Below are 16,112 nucleotides of genomic sequence, written 5' to 3'. Positions count from 1 at the left end.
AGCCCCTCAGGCCGCGGGAACGGCCGTCGTGGTCATCACGAGAAGCTGTGGGTCGGTCAGATCCAACGTCACCGAGATCGAGACGAACTCCGACAGGGATGCGACGTGGGTCCCCCCGCACAGGATCTCCGCCGTGCCGTCCGGGAGCTCGCAGTGCCAGCTGCGGCGGTCCACGATCGTCGGTCCGTCGGTGATCACCCGGCTCGTCGCGCGCGAGGCGACCCAGTCGGCCAATCGCGCGTTGATCGCCTCCTCGCGTGCCGCGAGTGTCGAGGCGAAGCCCTCTGTGTCGAAGCCTGCTCTGCGCAGGCTCTTGCCGAGCCGGTACTCGTCGACGGCGCCGTCCTCATGGATGCGGCTGGACTGATTCGCTCGGGACTCGAAGTTCGGGTTGCCGAGAGCATCGGACCCCGGGTCCTTTCGCCACAGGTCGGCGAGGGCGAGATCGAGAGCCAGGGACGCGAGGTGGCAGGCCGTGTGTCCTCGGCTGAGGCCGGCACGCCGCGGACCGTCGACCGAGAGCTCGACCCGAGCGCCGTCGACGAGCCAGCTCGGCGCGTCACCGTCGATCGGATGCCCGACGAGCCAGGTCCATCCCTCACCACCGCGCTTCACGGGGATGTCCGATCCGACCGCGAACTCGCCCTCGGCAGACACCGCGGCCATCACGGCCTCCGAGACGCGGATGCGCTCTCCGTCGCGGGCGATCTCGCCGCTGTCGCCGGGCTGATCGGGCCATGTGTGGTCCACCGGATGGAACGGGGTCGCGTCCACGATCACGACGGTTCCCCTCGGGGTCGACTCGACACGGGAGACCGTGCTCGAGCCGGTGACGTCGCCTCCCGGGAAGGACACGACCGTCGACGATGTCGTGGGGGTCGTCACGCGCTCAGACCGTGACGACCTGAGCGGTGCCGAGCGGCGCCTCAGGTCCCATCTCGGCTGCGATGCGGTTCGCCTCTTCGATCAGCGTCGCGACGATGTCGGCCTCGGGCACCGTCTTGATGACCTCGCCCTTGACGAAGATCTGCCCCTTGCCGTTGCCCGAGGCGACGCCCAGGTCCGCCTCGCGTGCTTCACCGGGACCGTTCACGACACAGCCCATGACGGCGACGCGCAGCGGCACGGTCATGTCCTTGAGTCCCTCGGTCACGTTCTCGGCGAGCGTGTACACATCGACCTGCGCACGTCCGCACGACGGGCACGAGACGATCTCGAGCTTGCGCTCGCGGAGGTTCAGCGACTGGAGGATCTGGTGCCCGACCTTGACCTCTTCGGCAGGGGGCGCCGAGAGCGACACGCGGATCGTGTCGCCGATGCCCTCGCCGAGGAGGATGCCGAACGCGGTCGCGCTCTTGATCGTGCCCTGGAAGGCGGGGCCGGCCTCGGTCACCCCGAGGTGCAGGGGCCAGTCGCCGCGCTCGGCGAGCTGACGGTACGCCTTCACCATGACGATCGGATCGTTGTGCTTGACCGAGATCTTGAAGTCGTGGAAGTCGTGCTCCTCGAACAGCGACGCCTCCCAGACGGCGCTCTCGACGAGCGCCTCCGCCGTCGCCTTGCCGTACTTGCTGAGAATGCGGCGGTCAAGGGATCCCGCGTTCACACCGATGCGCAGCGAGACACCTGCCGCTTTGGCCGCCTCGGCGATCTTGCCGACATTGCCGTCGAACTCGCGGATGTTGCCGGGGTTCACCCGCACGGCGCCGCATCCGGCGTCGATCGCGGTGTAGATGTACCGCGGCTGGAAGTGGATGTCGGCGATCACCGGGATCTGGCTCTTCATCGCGATGATCTTGAGCGCGTCGGCATCGTCCTGGTGCGGGACGGCCACGCGGACGATCTCGCATCCCGATGCGGTCAGCTCGGCGATCTGCTGGAGCGTGGCGTTGATGTCGGTCGTCTTCGTGGTCGTCATCGACTGCACCGTCACCGGGGCGTCGCCACCGACGAGCACCTTGCCCACCTTGATCTGGCGGGACTTGCGTCGCGGGGCGAGGACTTCGGGGACCTTCGGCATCCCAAGATTCACTGCTGGCACACCCCCAGCCTACGCCGCCTGGATGCACGAGGGCTGGATGCCGTGCGGGGCGCATCGCACCGTCATGCGACCGGGCGGGCACCCGCCGGTGTGATAGTTTTCAGCCCATGCTCGCGAACTTCACCTGGTGGCCCGCCTTCTAGGCGGTGTGTTCGCGTTCCCACGAATCCAGACCGCCTCCGGGGCGGTCTTTTCGTTGAGCCGAGCCGGAGCCACGCACAGGAGACACCGATGACCCTCTCACGTCTTGCCGAGCTCGCAGCAGATCCCACGGCGTCGTTCGTGCTGATCGCACGCGACGGCGCCGACACCGTCGAGCTGCTCACCGGCGAGGTCGTCGACGTCGATCTGCTCGCCGACATCCCGCTCACCGTCGACGGCGCACCGCGCGAGGTGTTCGCGATGGTGCCGTACCGCCAGGTCCGCGAACGGGGGTTCGTCGCACAGGACGACGGCGCCCCGCTGCGCTGCGTCGTGGTGGAGGAGCACCTCGCGCTTCCGACCCCCGCACTCCTCGAGGCGCTTCCGTCGACCCCGGTCCCCCTGCGCGACGGCGGCTTCGACATCGCCGACGACGAGTACGCCTCGATCGTCGAGACAGTGATCGCCGAGGAGATCGGTCGTGGTGAGGGTGCCAACTTCGTGATCCGCCGCGACTACACCGCAGAGATCGACGTGGATGACCGCGTGGCCGCGCTCACCTGGTTCCGTGCTCTGCTCACGCACGAGCGCGGTGCGTACTGGACCTTCGCGGTCGTGACACCAGGGCACATCGCGGTCGGCGCCAGCCCCGAGGCGCACGTCGTCGCCCGAGGCGGCATCGTGACGATGAACCCGATCTCCGGCACCTTCCGCCACCCCGCGGGCGGAGCGACGAAGGAGACTCTCGTCGACTTCCTCTCCTCCACGAAGGAGACCGAGGAGCTGTTCATGGTCGTCGACGAGGAGCTCAAGATGATGAGCGCCGTCTGCTCGGACGGCGGACGCATCACGGGCCCGCGTCTGAAGGAGATGTCGCGTCTCACGCATACCGAGTACATGCTCCGCGGGCGCAGCGCGCTGGATCCCCGTGACATCCTCCGCGAGACGATGTTCGCTCCGACAGTCACCGGCTCCCCCATGCAGAACGCGTGCGCGGTGATCCGCCGTCACGAGACCAAGCCGCGCGGGTACTACTCCGGCGTCGCCGCGCTCTTCACGCCCAACGACGAGGGTGGTCACGATCTCGACGCGCCGATCCTCATCCGCACCGTGTATCTCCGCGACGGATCACTGAACGTTCCCGTCGGCGCGACGCTCGTGCGCCACTCCGATCCGCACGGCGAGGTGTCGGAGACGCACGGCAAGGCCGCAGGCGTGCTCGGAGCCATCGGGGCGATCGACCGCGACAGCGCTGCCGAGGCGCGCGAGGACGCGGATGCGCCCGCTGCGCCCCAGTCGCTCGCCGACGACCCCACTGTCGAGGCGCTGCTGGCCTCACGCAACTCGCGCCTCGCCGAGTTCTGGCTGAACCCACAGGGCGAGGACTTCACCGGTCCCTTCGCCGGGCGCTCGGCCGTGGTCGTCGATGCGGAGGACCGCTTCACGACGATGCTCGCCCACCAGCTCCGGCACCTGGGCCTCGACGTCACGATCAGGCCGTGGAAGGAGACGGCCGATGCCGAGCTCGACGCCGCCGACCTGGTCGTCGCCGGACCGGGCCCCGGCGACCCGCGGGATGCCACCAGCGAGCGCATCGAGCGGATGCGGCAGGTCGTGGCGCGACGCGTCGACGCGGGGGCACCCCTGCTCGCGGTCTGTCTGAGCCACCAGATCCTCAGCCACCGCCTCGGGATCGACCTCGCTCCGCTGGACGCGCCGCACCAGGGCCTGCAGAAGGGCGTGCCGGTGTTCAGCGAGGACGCATCGATCGGCTTCTACAACACGTTCACCGCCCGCGTCGCACCAGGCACGGTGTCGGTCGGATCCGCCGAGGTGTCCGCCGACCCGACGACCGGCGATGTGTACGCACTGCGGGGCGAGCACTTCGCGTCGATTCAGGGCCACCTCGAGTCGATCCTGTCCCGCGACGGCATCCGCACCCTCGAGCGCCTGGTCACCCACGCGCTCGCCTGAAGGCGGGCGGAGAGCCCCGGGCTCGGCCTCAGAAGATGTCGACCGGATTGAACAGGTCGGCGAGCAGCAGCAGCGCCCCCATCGCGATCAGCAGCGTCGCGACGACGACGGTGAGCGGAACGAGCTTGGTGGCATCGACCGGCGCGGGCGGCGGACGACGGAACAGCTTCGCCCACGCTCTGCGGATGCCGTCCCACAGCGCGACGACGATGTGGCCGCCGTCGAGAGGCAGCAGCGGGATCAGGTTGAACACGAACAGCGCGACGTTCAGTGAGCCGAGCAGTCCGAGAAGCACCGAGAAGCGATTCAGCACCGGAGCATCGGTGGCGGCGACCTCGCCAGCGATCCGCCCGACGCCCACGACGCTCAGCGGCCCGTTCGGATCCCGTTCGCTCCCGGTGACCAACGACACGCCCACGTCCCAGATGCGCACCGGGAGAGTCAGGATCATCGACCCGACGCGGGCGACGGTATCGCCCGCCATCTGGGGTCCGGCGGAGAGAGGCTGCGGGACGAAGCCCATCTGCGCGGCCATCCCGACGTAGCCGACCTGCTTCACGACCGGCTCGCCGTCGTCGTCGAGGAGCGGCTGCCCGCTGGCATCCGTCAGCGTGCGCTCGGCCTCGACGGGGGTGATGGTCAGATCCGTGTCCACCCCGTCACGGCGCACGACGAGGTCGAGCTCCTCGCCCGGAGCCGCCTGGACGATGGCGGTCGCCTCGGCGAACGTCGCGACCGGTCGACCGTCGATCGACACCAGCACGTCGCCGGGCTCGATCCCGGCTGCGGCAGCCGGCGTGAGCGGGTCATCGGCAGCGCACTCCGTGGCCGTGGAGTCCGCCGGGAGAACGCACTCGTTGACCGCCGCGATCGTCGTGGTGCCCTGTTGCACTCCGATCCCGGACACGAGCACCGTGAAGATGACCACCGCCAGGATGAGGTTCATGAGCGGTCCGCCGAGCATGACGATCACACGCTTCCACACGGGGAGACGGTAGAAGACCCTGTCCTCCGCGCCCTCCGCGATCGTCTCGTCGTTGGCTGCCCGCGCATCCTGCACGAGCGAGCGGAAGACGCCGCTCGCGGGGCCCGCCCCCTTCGAGGCGGGGTACATGCCCGACATCGAGATGAAGCCGCCCAGCGGCAGCATCTTGAATCCGTACTCCGTCTCGCCGATGCGCTTCGACCACAGTCTCGGCCCGAAGCCGATCATGTACTGGCCGACGCGCACGCCGAAGAGCTTCGCGGGCAGGAGATGACCGACCTCGTGCAGGCCGATCGAGATACCGAGGCCGATCAGCATGAAGAGGATGCCGGCCAGGTAGAGCAGGATTTCCACTCCCCCACGCTAGTGCTCGCCGCCTAGGAATACGCCCCATGGCGGGCCGGGGGCATCCGCGCCCGACCAGTAGGCTGGATCGGTGACCTCCCGCCAGCTGCGACTCCTGCGCGCGGCCTCGGCATCGGCGGTGGCCACGACCCTCGCCGCGGTGTCGCACACGGTGGCGGGCGGGCCCGCTCCGCACCCCCTCCTGGTCGTGGCGATGGCATCGTTCCTCGTGCCGCTCGCCGCGGTTCTCCTCGGAGGGCGAGCATCGCGCTTCCGGGTCGCTGCGACCGTGGCGGTGAGCCAGACGCTATTCCACACGGCGTTCCAGGCGCTGGGCGCCCCCACCGGCGGGACCGTGGTGTCGGGACACCAGCATCATCTCGATCTCAGTGCGCTCGGCACCGTCGCCGCCTCCGCCACGGCGCCGGACGCGGTGATGCTGCTCGGGCACCTGGTCGCCGCTGTACTGACGACCGCAGCACTCTGGCACGGCGAGTCCATGGTGCGTGCCGTCGCGGGGTGGGTCGAGGCGTACCTCCGCCGCGCGACCTCGCCGTTCCGCCCGACGCATGACCCCCTCGCGCTCCCTGTCTTCTCCGCACCGCGGCCCGTCGCCCACGCTCTCTCCTCGTCGGTCTCGCGGCGCGGCCCTCCTGCCCTGGTCTGATTTCTCGCGTCGCCTCCCCATCGAGGCTGCCCCCCTTACCCGCGGACGCCGCGCACACATGCGCGCCCGCACATCAGACACCAGGAGTTCCCCATGCGTTCCACCACCCGTCGCACCCTGACCACCGGCATCGTCGGCGGCGCGATCCTCGCGCTTGCCGTGCCTGCCATGGCCAGCGCTCACGTGAGCGTCACCCCCGACGCACTCGCTGCCGGAGAGCACGGCGTGCTCACCTTCTCGTTCGCCCACGGCTGCGATGGCTCCCCCACCACGGCCCTGACGATCATGATGCCCGACGGACTCGCCTCGGTGGCACCGACCATGGACAGCGACTGGACGATCGGCATCGAACGGGGTGCGGACGGACTCGTCGACACCGTGACCTACACCGCCGTCGCTCCGGTCCCGACCGACCTCCGCGGCGCGGTGAGCATGTCGGTGGGCCTCGACGAGAGCACTCCCGCCACGCTCGCCTTCCCCGTGATCCAGACCTGCGCCGAGGGCAGCACCGAATGGACCCAGCTGGCCGAGGACGGCGAGGACCCGCATGATCTGGAGTCCCCGGCCCCCGTCGTGACCGTCGGAGCCGCAGGCGAGGAGCACGCGGCCCACACCGACGACACGAGCGACGAGTCCACTGCAGCCGACGCGACGGCACCCGACGTCCTGCCCACCGTGCTCGGCGCGAGCGGTCTGGTCGCCGGCGTCGCCGCGCTGGTCGTGTCCGTCCTCGCGTTCCGCCGGCGGGCGTGACCCTGGCGGCGCGTCTCCCGCTCGATACGACCGGTCGGGAGACGCGCCGCACCCGGATTGCGTGCGGCCGTCATGAGATCATGGAAGAGACATGTCGATTGAACAACAACCGAGCCTGCCTCCCGTGCTCCGCCCCGCGAACCCGCCCCGGCGTGAGCTGTCCGAACTCGCATCCCGATTCGCCCGCGACGTCCGCGGCGATCTGACCGGCGTCGCCGTGACGGGGATCACCCTCGCCACGGCCGATCTCCGCGCCGGAGAGGCCTTCGTCGCGATCCGGGGTGTGAACAGGCACGGCGCCGAATTCGCCGCCGCGGCCGCCGAGAAGGGCGCCGTCGCGATCATCACCGATGATGCCGGTGCGGAGATCGCCGCCCCTGCGGGGCTTCCCCTGCTGATCGTCGACGACCCCCGCGGCGTGCTGGGCGCGCTCAGCGCCTGGGTCTACGGCACGGGTGCCGACGACTCTCTCCCCCTGCTCTTCGCGACCACCGGCACGAACGGCAAGACCAGCGTGTCCCACCTGCTCGAGGGCATCCTCGACCAGCTGGGCGTCGTCACCGGCCTCTCCTCCACCGCCGAGCGTCATATCGCCGGAGAGGTCATCGTCTCCCGGCTCACGACTCCGGAAGCGTCCGAGATGCACGCCCTCCTCGCGCTGATGCGCGAGCGTGCCGTCGAGGCCGTCGCCGTCGAGGTCAGCGCGCAGGCCCTGTCGCGACACCGTGTCGACGGCATCCACTTCGACGTCGCCGGCTTCACGAACCTCAGCCACGACCATCTCGACGACTACGCCGACATGGAGGAGTACTTCGAGGCGAAGCTGCCGCTGTTCCGCCCGGACCGCGCCACGCGAGGGGTCGTGTGCGTCGACTCCGTCTCGGGCGCGACCGTCGTCGAACGCGCGGAGATCCCGATCGTCACGGTCGGGACCCCGTCGATCGCCGCGGATCCCGAGGCCGCCTCACGAGCCGACTGGGTCGTCGTCATCGATGATGAGCGCACGACGGGAACCACGTTCACCCTCACCGGCCCGGCCGGATCCCTGACCACCGTCGTCCCGGTGATCGGGCCCCACATGGCGGCGAACGCGGCGCTCGCGATCGTCATGCTCCTCGAGGGCGGCTACGCGTGGGAGCGCATCGTCACCGCGCTCGAGCGAGACGGCGGGATCCGCGCGTACCTTCCCGGGCGCACACAGCTCGTCTCGGGCGACACCGGCCCCGCGGTCTTCGTCGACTTCGGGCACTCCCCCGATGCCTTCGAGAAGACGCTCGCCGCCGTGCGACGCGTCACCCCGGGAAAGGTCCTGATGCTCTTCGGTGCGGACGGCGACCGGGACGCGACGAAGCGGTACGACATGGCTCGCACTGCGGTCGAAGGCAGCGACATCCTGGTCGTCACCGACCACCACCCGCGTTTCGAGGATCCGGACTCCATCCGAGCGACCCTCGTCGACGGCGCCAGGAAAGCACGTCCGGACGCCGAGATCCACGAGTTCTCCCCTCCGGAGGCCGCCATCGTGGCAGCGATCGGTCTCGTCGGCGAGGGAGACGCGATTCTCTGGGCCGGCCCAGGGCATCAGGACTACCGCGACATCCGCGGCGTCCGCACTCCGTACTCCGCCCGCGAGCTGGCACGACGCGCACTGCGCGCCGCCGGGTGGCCCGTTCCGGAGTCGCGATGGCCGGTGCCCTACGCCGACGAGGACTGAGAGGCGGCGCGACGGCACGTCCGTTCGAGCCTGGGTCAGACCCGGCGCTGGGTCAGGCCCGGGCGATCAGCTGATCGGCCGTGCGGCGCGCCCAGGCCTCGGCCTCGGCGAGCGACTCGACCGTGAGACTCTGTGGCGGCTCGTGCGCGTCGATCACCCTCGCGATGGTCTCGACGATCGCGAGGAACGACAGCCGGCCCTCGTGGAACGCGTCGACGGCCTGCTCGTTGGCGGCGTTGTACACCGCGGGGAAGGTCGCACCCGCACGGCCGACGGACTTCGCGAGATCGACCGCCGGGAACGCGGTGTCGTCGAGGGGTTCGAACGTCCACGATGTCGCGGTGGTCCAGTCGAGCGGACGTCCGACACCACCGATGCGGTTGGGCCAGTCGAGCCCCAGCGAGATCGGCAGACGCATGTCGGGCGGCGAAGCCTGGGCGATGGTCGATCCGTCGACGAACTCGACCATCGAGTGCACGATCGACTGGGGGTGCACCACGACGTCGATGTCGTCGTAGGCGATGTCGAACAGCAGATGGGCCTCGATCACTTCGAGGCCCTTGTTCACCAGGGTCGCCGAGTTCGTCGTGACCATCCGCCCCATGTCCCAGGTCGGATGCGCCAGCGCCTCCTGCGGAGTGATGTCGGACATCTGCTCGCGTGTGCGGCCGCGGAACGGACCTCCGGACGCTGTGACGACGAGGCGCCGGACCTCGGCGTGCGTGCCGCTGCGCAGAGCCTGCGCGATGGCCGAGTGCTCCGAGTCGACCGGCACGATCTGCTCGGGCTTCGCTGCGGCGAGCACGAGCTCGCCGCCCACGATCAGCGACTCCTTGTTCGCCAGCGCCAGGGTGCGTCCGGCTTTCAGCGCCGCGAGGGTGGAACCGAGCCCGATCGATCCCGTGATGGCGTTGAGCACCACGTCGGCATCGACATCTCGCACGAGCTGCTCGGCCTCTGCCGCACCGAGGGCCGTGTCCACCACCTGGAAGGCCGCGGCCTGCTCGGCGAGCATCTCCGCGTTGGAGCCGGCTGCGAGACCCACGAGCTCGAATCGACGGGGATTCGCGCGGATGACGTCGAGTGCCTGAGTGCCGATGGAGCCGGTGGAGCCGAGGACGATGATGCGACGCATGCCGCCAGCCTATGGCACGCCCCCGGCTCGCCCGGCGCTACTGGACCTGCTCGAGGGGGGTGGTGCCGAGGATGTCGACCACGAATACGAGGGTCTCGCCGACGAGGTCGTTCTCGTTGATCTCACCTTCGCCGTAGCCGTCCTTCGGAGGCATCGTCACGACGACCTGGGATCCCACCTTCTGCCCTTCGAGAGCGGTCTTGAATCCCGTCACGACGCTCGTGGTCTGGAACTGCGCCGGTGCCGCGTCGCGGCTCCAGCTCGAGTCGAACTCGCTGCCGTCCGACCACTTCACCCCGCGGTACTGCACGGTGACGAGGTCGCCGGATGCGACGACCTCGCCGTCGCCCTCCTTGAGGACCGCGACCTCGGTCTCGGCGGGCGCATCGCCGTCGGGAAGGGTGATCGTGGGCGCTCCGGAGTCGTCGAGCTCGACGGTCGGCATGCCCTCGGTCGCGTCGACCTCGGTGCCCGTCGCGACGGTGGGAAGCTTCTCGATCGTCTCGACGTAGAGCACGCTCGGGTTCGCGCCCTCCTGGGCGGAGGGCAGCGTCAGGACGACGCTCGACCCGACCGGAAGGCACTCCGCGGCCACGGTGAAGACGGTCGACTGCGTGGGGTCGACCATCTGCTGGGACTGCTGGAGTGCGAGCAGAGCAGGCAGGACTCCGTCCGGGCCGCGCTCCGACGTGCTGAGGACCTCGTTGGTCGTGGCGTCCACGAGCTGGTAGCGCAGCGAGACGAAGTCGCCGGGGAGCAGCTCGTCGCCGTCTCCTTCGGTGACCACGGTGCGCTCGGCCTGGGCCAGGTCGGTCCCTTCCGGAACGGTGATCTTGGCGGATGCGCCGCTGCCCTCGACGGACACGGCGTCAGAGCCTGCACCCGAGGGCAGATCCGCGAGACATGATGCGTCGGTCGACGCTCCGGGGGTCGAGGTCGACTCGGGGGTCGCGCTGCCGGAACACCCCGCAAGGAGAAGGGTCGCCGCGGCGACGGTGGACAGGACGATGAGCGGACGCTTGCGCACAGTGAGACCTCAGGATCGCGGGCGGGACACACCATCATCTCGCATCGGCCTTTGCCGAGGCTGGGAGACGCGCGCAGGGTCTTCATTCCCGGTCCGGCATGGATCCGGGGGTAATCTGCTCTGATGACGTCAGAGCAGTCCGTGGAGCCCGAATCCTCGCCCGCAGAGACTGCGAAGCCCCGTCACGCCGGGTTCGCCTACGCGCTCGGCCGCAGCCTCATCACGCCGCTCGCACGCCTGATCTACCGACCGCGAATCGAGGGGCGTGAGAACGTGCCCCGCGAGGGAGCCGTCATCTTCGCCAGCAATCACCTGTCGTTCATCGACTCGATCGCGATCCCGGTCGCTGCGCCGCGCCCCGCGCACTTCCTCGCGAAGTCCAGCTACTTCGAGGGCACCGGCCCCCGCGGCTGGCTCAGCAAGACCTTCTTCGAGTCGATCGGCGCGATCCCGGTGCGTCGCGGTGCAGGACAGGCGGCGCTCGACGCCCTCGACCTCCAGCGCCAGCTCCTCGACGAGGGACTCGCGGTGGCGCTGTACCCGGAGGGAACGCGATCGACCGACGGGCGTCTCTACAAGGGGCGCACCGGCGTGGCGTTCCTCGCTCTGCAGACAGGAGCGCCGGTGGTTCCCGTGGGGCTCATCGGCACCGACAAGGTGATGCCGGTCGGAGCGAAGATGCCGACGCTGAAGGAGCGCATCACCGTGCGCTTCGGCGAGCCGCTGGACCTCTCGCCCCACGGTCCCGCCACGAGCGGTCGCGCACGCCGACTCGCGACCGACGAGATCATGGCGGCCATTCACGCGCTGTCGGGTCAGGAACTCGCCGGCTCCTACAACGAGGCGCCCGCCCAGAACGCGATCGAGAAGATCAAGCAGGTGCTGCCGCACGAGCGGCGCTGAGCACGCCACCTCCCAGCGATCACGCGATCTGCGTGGCGTTCACGCGATCTGCGCGGTGACGGTCGCCTCGTGACGCACGGGGAAGTTCATCGAGTTCGCGATGAAGCACCACTCGTTCGCCTGTGCGTGCGCCCGCTCGGCCGCCTCGATCATCGAGGCGTCGGAGACGACGACCTCGGGGTGGAGCAGCACTTCGACGAATGCTCCCCCGCCGGCGCCGTCCTCTCGCATATACCCCGTCGCGGTGTCGCGATAGGAGACCACGACGACGCCGGCCGTGACGCACGCATGCAGGTAGGACAGGAGGTGGCATTCCGAGAGCGACGCGAGCAGAAGGTCTTCGGGGTTCCATCGCGTCGAGTCGCCTCGGAAGGGCTTGTCCGCAGAGGCGAGGATGCGCGGTTTGCCGTCGACGTCGAGAGTGACATCGCGGCGATAGTCCCGATAGCCGCTGGTCCCCGTGCCGGTGTTCCCGGTCCAGGTCGAGGTGAGGGAGTAGTGGTGCTCGCCGAGAGCCGGGTGACGGTCTGCCATGAAGACAGTCTGCCAGCCCTCGCCGTCGTGCCGATGCCGACGCCGCTCCGGAGGTGAGGCCGGTCGACGGTATCCTTGGCTGGTGCTGGAAACTCTCACCGTGCAGGATGCCGTAGAACTCGCCGTCGTCGAACGGAGCGGATTCGTCGAATCGCGCCACGCCGGAGCGGCCGTGGTCCTCTCTCCAGACGGGGATGTCATCGCCCGCCATGGAAACACAGACGCGCTCATCCTCCCCCGCTCGAGCCTCAAGCCGCTGCAGGCCGTGGCATGCATCACCGCAGGGGCTGTGCTGGAGGGCGAGCAGCTCGCCCTCTCGACGGCGAGCCACACCGGCACGGATCGCCATGCATCGGTCGTGCGAGACATGCTCACCGAAGGCGGTCTGACCGAGGATCACCTCGGTTGCCCGCCCGCCTGGCCCACGGACACCGCGACGCGCGACGAGATGGTGCGCGAGCATGTGGCGCAGGCGCGCATCCGGATGAACTGCTCGGGCAAGCACGCCGCGATGCTGCGCGCCTGCGTCGCGACGGGATGGCCCACCGACGGCTACCTCGATGTCACTCATCCGCTGCAGGCGCACATTCGCGAGGTCATCGAGCGCCTCACCGGCGAGAAGATCGCGCACACGGCGATCGACGGCTGTGGCGCCCCCGTGTATGCGCTCACCCTGACCGGGCTCGCGCGCGCGATCCACCGTATCGGCACCGCATCGGATCGTTCGCCGTTCGCGCTCCATCGTGTGGCAGGGTCTCTCGTCCGAGCGGTACGCGAGCACCCTTGGACCATCGAAGGCCTTGGTCGCCCCGACTCGATCGCGATCGAGAAGCTCGGCGTGTTCGCGAAGGGCGGCGCGGAGGGGGTCATGGTCATGGTCGCCCCGAACGGCACGACGGTCGCACTCAAGATGCTGGATGGCGCCTCGCGCGCGTCGACGATCGTCGCGGCGACGCTGCTGTCCAGGGCAGGCGCCCTGAGCGAGGCGGATGTCGCCGCGCTCGCGACCGCACTGCCCCTCGAAGTCCTCGGCGGTGGCCAGGATGTCGGCACCATTCGCCCCGGAAGCGGAATCTGACGCCGACACGGCGACCGAACGACGCGCGCTCTCATCGCGGCGCGAGAGCGGGGATCACGACACGCCGCGGCAGACCGTCGTCACGGAGCGACCACGCGCGCCCCGCGTGCGGCCTGGCGTAAGGCGGGAGCTGTCGCACACCGACGAGCTGGCGGAGCTCGACCGGGTTCTCTGCACGGATCAGGACCTCCCCCTCGCTGCGGACATGCTGCCACAGGGCCCAATCCCGCTGCCAGGTCTCGGCCTCTCCGACGACGATGACCGGACGGTCGATGCCGTCGGTCGTGGTGTGCTGTCCGGAAGCGATCACGACCGCGCACGACGGGTGAGCGGCGGCGAGGGACTCGGCCACCGCTCTCGCTCCGGTCGTGACGAGGGCAGTCACCCGTGTCGACGGTGCCCATGGCTCCTGCTCTCCCCCGGCCTCCGAGATCGGCGCACCCGGCGAGGAGCGATCGACCGCGGTCCAGGCCAGCTGCACCTCGCGATCGCCGAGCACCGCCCTACCGGCGGGACGCTCACGATCGAACGTGTGCGAGTCTCCGCCGGCCGCGAGATGCTCGACGCGACTCGGCATGCGAAGAAGAGCACGGCGCGGCAGGGAGTCGAGGATGCGTCCGACCGGCCCTGACGCTCTCGATGCGGTGAGGACGAACGTCGTCGCGACCGAACCGCGGATCAGCTGCTCCCAGAGCTGCGCGAGGTGCTGCGCGTGGTCGATCGGCAGATCGCCGATCTGCGCGTCGATGTCGTCGCACAGGACCAGGCTCGGCGCGACGCGGGTCCGCTCGACGAGCCCCGTCACGGCGTCCCACGCGGACTCCGCGTCACGGGGTATCCAGAGCGCATCTGACGACTGCACCGCGAGCATCCGGAGTGCGGAGGTGCGGCCGCTGCCGGGTGCGCCGAGGATCGCCAAGCCACGGTCCGTTCCCGGTCTGAGGACCTCGAGCGGCTGGGACTGACGCTGAGGATCGTCGGCACGACCCAACACGAGCGCTTCCTCGGGCGTCGCATCGGCGATCTCCTCGATCGGGATGAGCTGCGCGAGCGCCGGCAGCCACGGACTCACGGCCCGACTCTCGTGGGACCACTTCAGCGCGGCTCCCCGGAGGTCGCCCGCTCCGGTGAGCGCGACGCGCACTGCCACCGGCTCCTGGTCACGGGGGCGCCGGAGGAAGGCGATCCCGCGGGATTCGAGGCCGCCGGGCAACTCCGACGCCGCTTCGGTGCCGAGCACCAGCCTGCTGTCCGCCGCATCGCTCACTCGCAGACTGAGTCGCAGCGGACAGTTGGCAGCGAGGGCGTCCCGGATGACACCCGAGGCACGCTGGGTGCCGATGATGAGATGCATGCCGAGCGCCCGACCCCGCGCCGCGATGTCCGTGAAGACGCCGCCGAGCTCGGTGTGCTCCTGCAGCAACGCCGCGAACTCGTCGACGACGATGACGAGCCGAGGCATCTCGACGCCATCGATGTCACGAGCTCCGGCGGCAGCGATCACCGACTCACGTCGGCGTAGCTCGGCACCGAGACTGGAGACGCCTCGTCGAGCACCGTCTTCGTCGAGGTCGGTGATCACAGCAGCGACCTGAGGCAGCGCGCGCAACGGTTCGAACGCCGTGCCGCCCTTGAAGTCCGCCAGGACGAACAGGACGCGATCAGGGCCGTACGCGGTGGCCATCGCCGTCACCCATGTCACCAGCAGCTCGCTCTTGCCGGCGCCGGTCGTTCCGGTCACGATCGCGTGAGGTCCGTCATCGACGAGATCCAGCACCATCGTGTCCCGATCCCCTCGCCCGATCGTCACGGGGAGCCCCAACGGCGACGCAGCCTGCGTCAGCTCCGACAGTGCGACCGCATCCGGCAGCACTTCGAGTCCGTCGGCATCGCCGGCACGATTCGCCCCCGCGGCCTCGGCCTGCGCACGCGAGACGCCCTCCGCATCGACGTCGAGGACGCCCTGGGGCGTCCGCACCGTCGCGTGTCTCAGCTGCTGCAGATCGATGACCGTCGTGACGCCTTCGGGCACCTCTGCACCGGTCGTCAGCAGGCAGATCGCGGCGTCGCAGTCCGGCGCAGCACCCCCCTCTCGGACGAGCCCGAGACGGAACGCCCCGCCCCGGGATGCGCGGAGATGAGGGAAGCCGCTCACGCCGATCTCCGAGGCGGCCTCGCCCACCAGAGCCAGGTGTCGCGGACCGAACCTCAGGCACAGTTGAACGACGAGCGCTCTCGCGACCGCCGCGACGATCGGCTCAGGTCCTCTCAGCGCGATTCCGCCACCCAGCGGGACCGTGATCGGGACGCCCGCGATGGTGCCGCATCGGCGGAGGAAATCGCGTTCTCGTTCGCTGTCCCCTCCGGACGCTCGCAGGCCGCTCGGCATGGCACCGCTGCCGACGACGACATCCGTCGCCCCGTCGGGCCGCTCACCGCCCCGCAGTGGCGGCTGCGCGAGGCAGACTGCTGCATCGGGGTTCCGGTGCCAACGCCTCTCCCGCTCCTCGTCGTGTCGCGCGGTCAGCTCGAGCTCAGCATCGGCCCATGCCTTCTCGCCGTCGGCCGCAGCGTCGCGCCGAGCCCGCCGCCGAGCGCGCGCGCCGTCGATGAGCGACGCGAAGACCATGAGAGGGCCGAGCGCCGCGAAGCAGAGCGCGTAGATCGAGCCCGTGATCAGCCAGAGCGCGACCCCGGCAGCGACCGGCACGAGAGCCGCGACGATCGGGATCGGGGGGCGGCGGGGATCGGTAGGGGCCGGAGGGACGGCGATCGGAAGGGAGTCCATGCTCCCAGTGGACAGCACCGCGGGAGC

13 protein-coding genes are annotated in these 16,112 nt (G+C 69.8%); 6 read left to right on the top strand and 7 right to left on the bottom strand.

What is annotated here, in order from left to right; all coding sequences use genetic code 11:
- Window positions 1-6: 6 nt before the first annotated feature.
- Both HWD99_RS03950 and ispG read right to left on the bottom strand, forming a co-directional pair.
- Complete coding sequence (locus HWD99_RS03950) at window positions 7-885, bottom strand: hypothetical protein (RefSeq protein ID WP_241794946.1); 879 nt, start codon at window positions 883-885, stop codon at window positions 7-9.
- 4 nt (window positions 886-889) lie between these two features.
- A complete protein-coding gene (gene ispG, locus HWD99_RS03945) occupies window positions 890-2,020 on the bottom strand; it encodes a flavodoxin-dependent (E)-4-hydroxy-3-methylbut-2-enyl-diphosphate synthase (protein WP_241795430.1) in 1,131 nt (376 codons plus the stop codon).
- A gap of 252 nt (window positions 2,021-2,272) precedes the next feature.
- Between ispG and HWD99_RS03940 the strand changes: the two genes are divergently transcribed.
- Window positions 2,273-4,156 (top strand): chorismate-binding protein, encoded by a 1,884-nt coding sequence (locus HWD99_RS03940; protein ID WP_241794945.1) that lies wholly within the window; start codon window positions 2,273-2,275, stop codon window positions 4,154-4,156.
- Between the two features lie 28 nt (window positions 4,157-4,184).
- Here HWD99_RS03940 and HWD99_RS03935 read toward each other — a convergent pair whose 3' ends face one another.
- Entirely contained in the window at window positions 4,185-5,495 is a 1,311-nt protein-coding gene (locus tag HWD99_RS03935) for an RIP metalloprotease (RefSeq protein ID WP_241794944.1), read from the bottom strand.
- 82 nt (window positions 5,496-5,577) lie between these two features.
- Between HWD99_RS03935 and HWD99_RS03930 the strand changes: the two genes are divergently transcribed.
- The 3 genes from HWD99_RS03930 (at window position 5,578) to HWD99_RS03920 (ending at window position 8,620) form a co-directional block, all read left to right on the top strand.
- Window positions 5,578-6,153: a hypothetical protein gene (locus HWD99_RS03930; protein ID WP_241794943.1), complete on the top strand. Its 576-nt coding sequence runs from the start codon at window positions 5,578-5,580 to the stop codon at window positions 6,151-6,153.
- 93 nt (window positions 6,154-6,246) lie between these two features.
- Entirely contained in the window at window positions 6,247-6,906 is a 660-nt protein-coding gene (locus HWD99_RS03925; RefSeq protein WP_241794942.1) for a YcnI family protein, read from the top strand.
- A gap of 91 nt (window positions 6,907-6,997) precedes the next feature.
- Window positions 6,998-8,620: a Mur ligase family protein gene (locus tag HWD99_RS03920; protein WP_241794941.1), complete on the top strand. Its 1,623-nt coding sequence runs from the start codon at window positions 6,998-7,000 to the stop codon at window positions 8,618-8,620.
- A 52-nt stretch (window positions 8,621-8,672) separates the two neighbouring features.
- Here HWD99_RS03920 and dxr read toward each other — a convergent pair whose 3' ends face one another.
- Both dxr and HWD99_RS03910 read right to left on the bottom strand, forming a co-directional pair.
- Window positions 8,673-9,755 (bottom strand): 1-deoxy-D-xylulose-5-phosphate reductoisomerase, encoded by a 1,083-nt coding sequence (dxr, locus tag HWD99_RS03915; RefSeq protein WP_241794940.1) that lies wholly within the window; start codon window positions 9,753-9,755, stop codon window positions 8,673-8,675.
- 37 nt (window positions 9,756-9,792) lie between these two features.
- Window positions 9,793-10,782, bottom strand: coding sequence for an FKBP-type peptidyl-prolyl cis-trans isomerase (locus HWD99_RS03910; protein ID WP_241794939.1), 990 nt, complete (start codon window positions 10,780-10,782; stop codon window positions 9,793-9,795).
- Window positions 10,783-10,905: 123 nt separating this feature from the next.
- Here HWD99_RS03910 and HWD99_RS03905 point away from each other — a divergent pair, with 123 nt between their 5' ends.
- Entirely contained in the window at window positions 10,906-11,685 is a 780-nt protein-coding gene (locus HWD99_RS03905) for a 1-acyl-sn-glycerol-3-phosphate acyltransferase (protein ID WP_241794938.1), read from the top strand.
- Between the two features lie 39 nt (window positions 11,686-11,724).
- Here the strand turns inward: HWD99_RS03905 and HWD99_RS03900 are convergent, their stop codons facing one another.
- Window positions 11,725-12,219 carry an OsmC family protein gene (locus tag HWD99_RS03900; RefSeq protein WP_241794937.1) on the bottom strand — a complete coding sequence of 165 codons (495 nt, stop codon included), beginning with the start codon at window positions 12,217-12,219 and terminating at the stop codon, window positions 11,725-11,727.
- An 82-nt stretch (window positions 12,220-12,301) separates the two neighbouring features.
- Between HWD99_RS03900 and HWD99_RS03895 the strand changes: the two genes are divergently transcribed.
- Window positions 12,302-13,297: an asparaginase gene (locus tag HWD99_RS03895; RefSeq protein WP_241794936.1), complete on the top strand. Its 996-nt coding sequence runs from the start codon at window positions 12,302-12,304 to the stop codon at window positions 13,295-13,297.
- Window positions 13,298-13,328: 31 nt separating this feature from the next.
- Here the strand turns inward: HWD99_RS03895 and HWD99_RS03890 are convergent, their stop codons facing one another.
- Window positions 13,329-16,085, bottom strand: coding sequence for an FtsK/SpoIIIE domain-containing protein (locus HWD99_RS03890; RefSeq protein WP_241794935.1), 2,757 nt, complete (start codon window positions 16,083-16,085; stop codon window positions 13,329-13,331).
- Window positions 16,086-16,112 lie beyond the last annotated feature (27 nt).

This window comes from Microbacterium sp. C5A9, assembly GCF_022627955.1.
Classification (GTDB): Bacteria; Actinomycetota; Actinomycetes; order Actinomycetales; family Microbacteriaceae; genus Microbacterium.
This window is presented reverse-complemented; position numbering and strand designations above follow the sequence as displayed.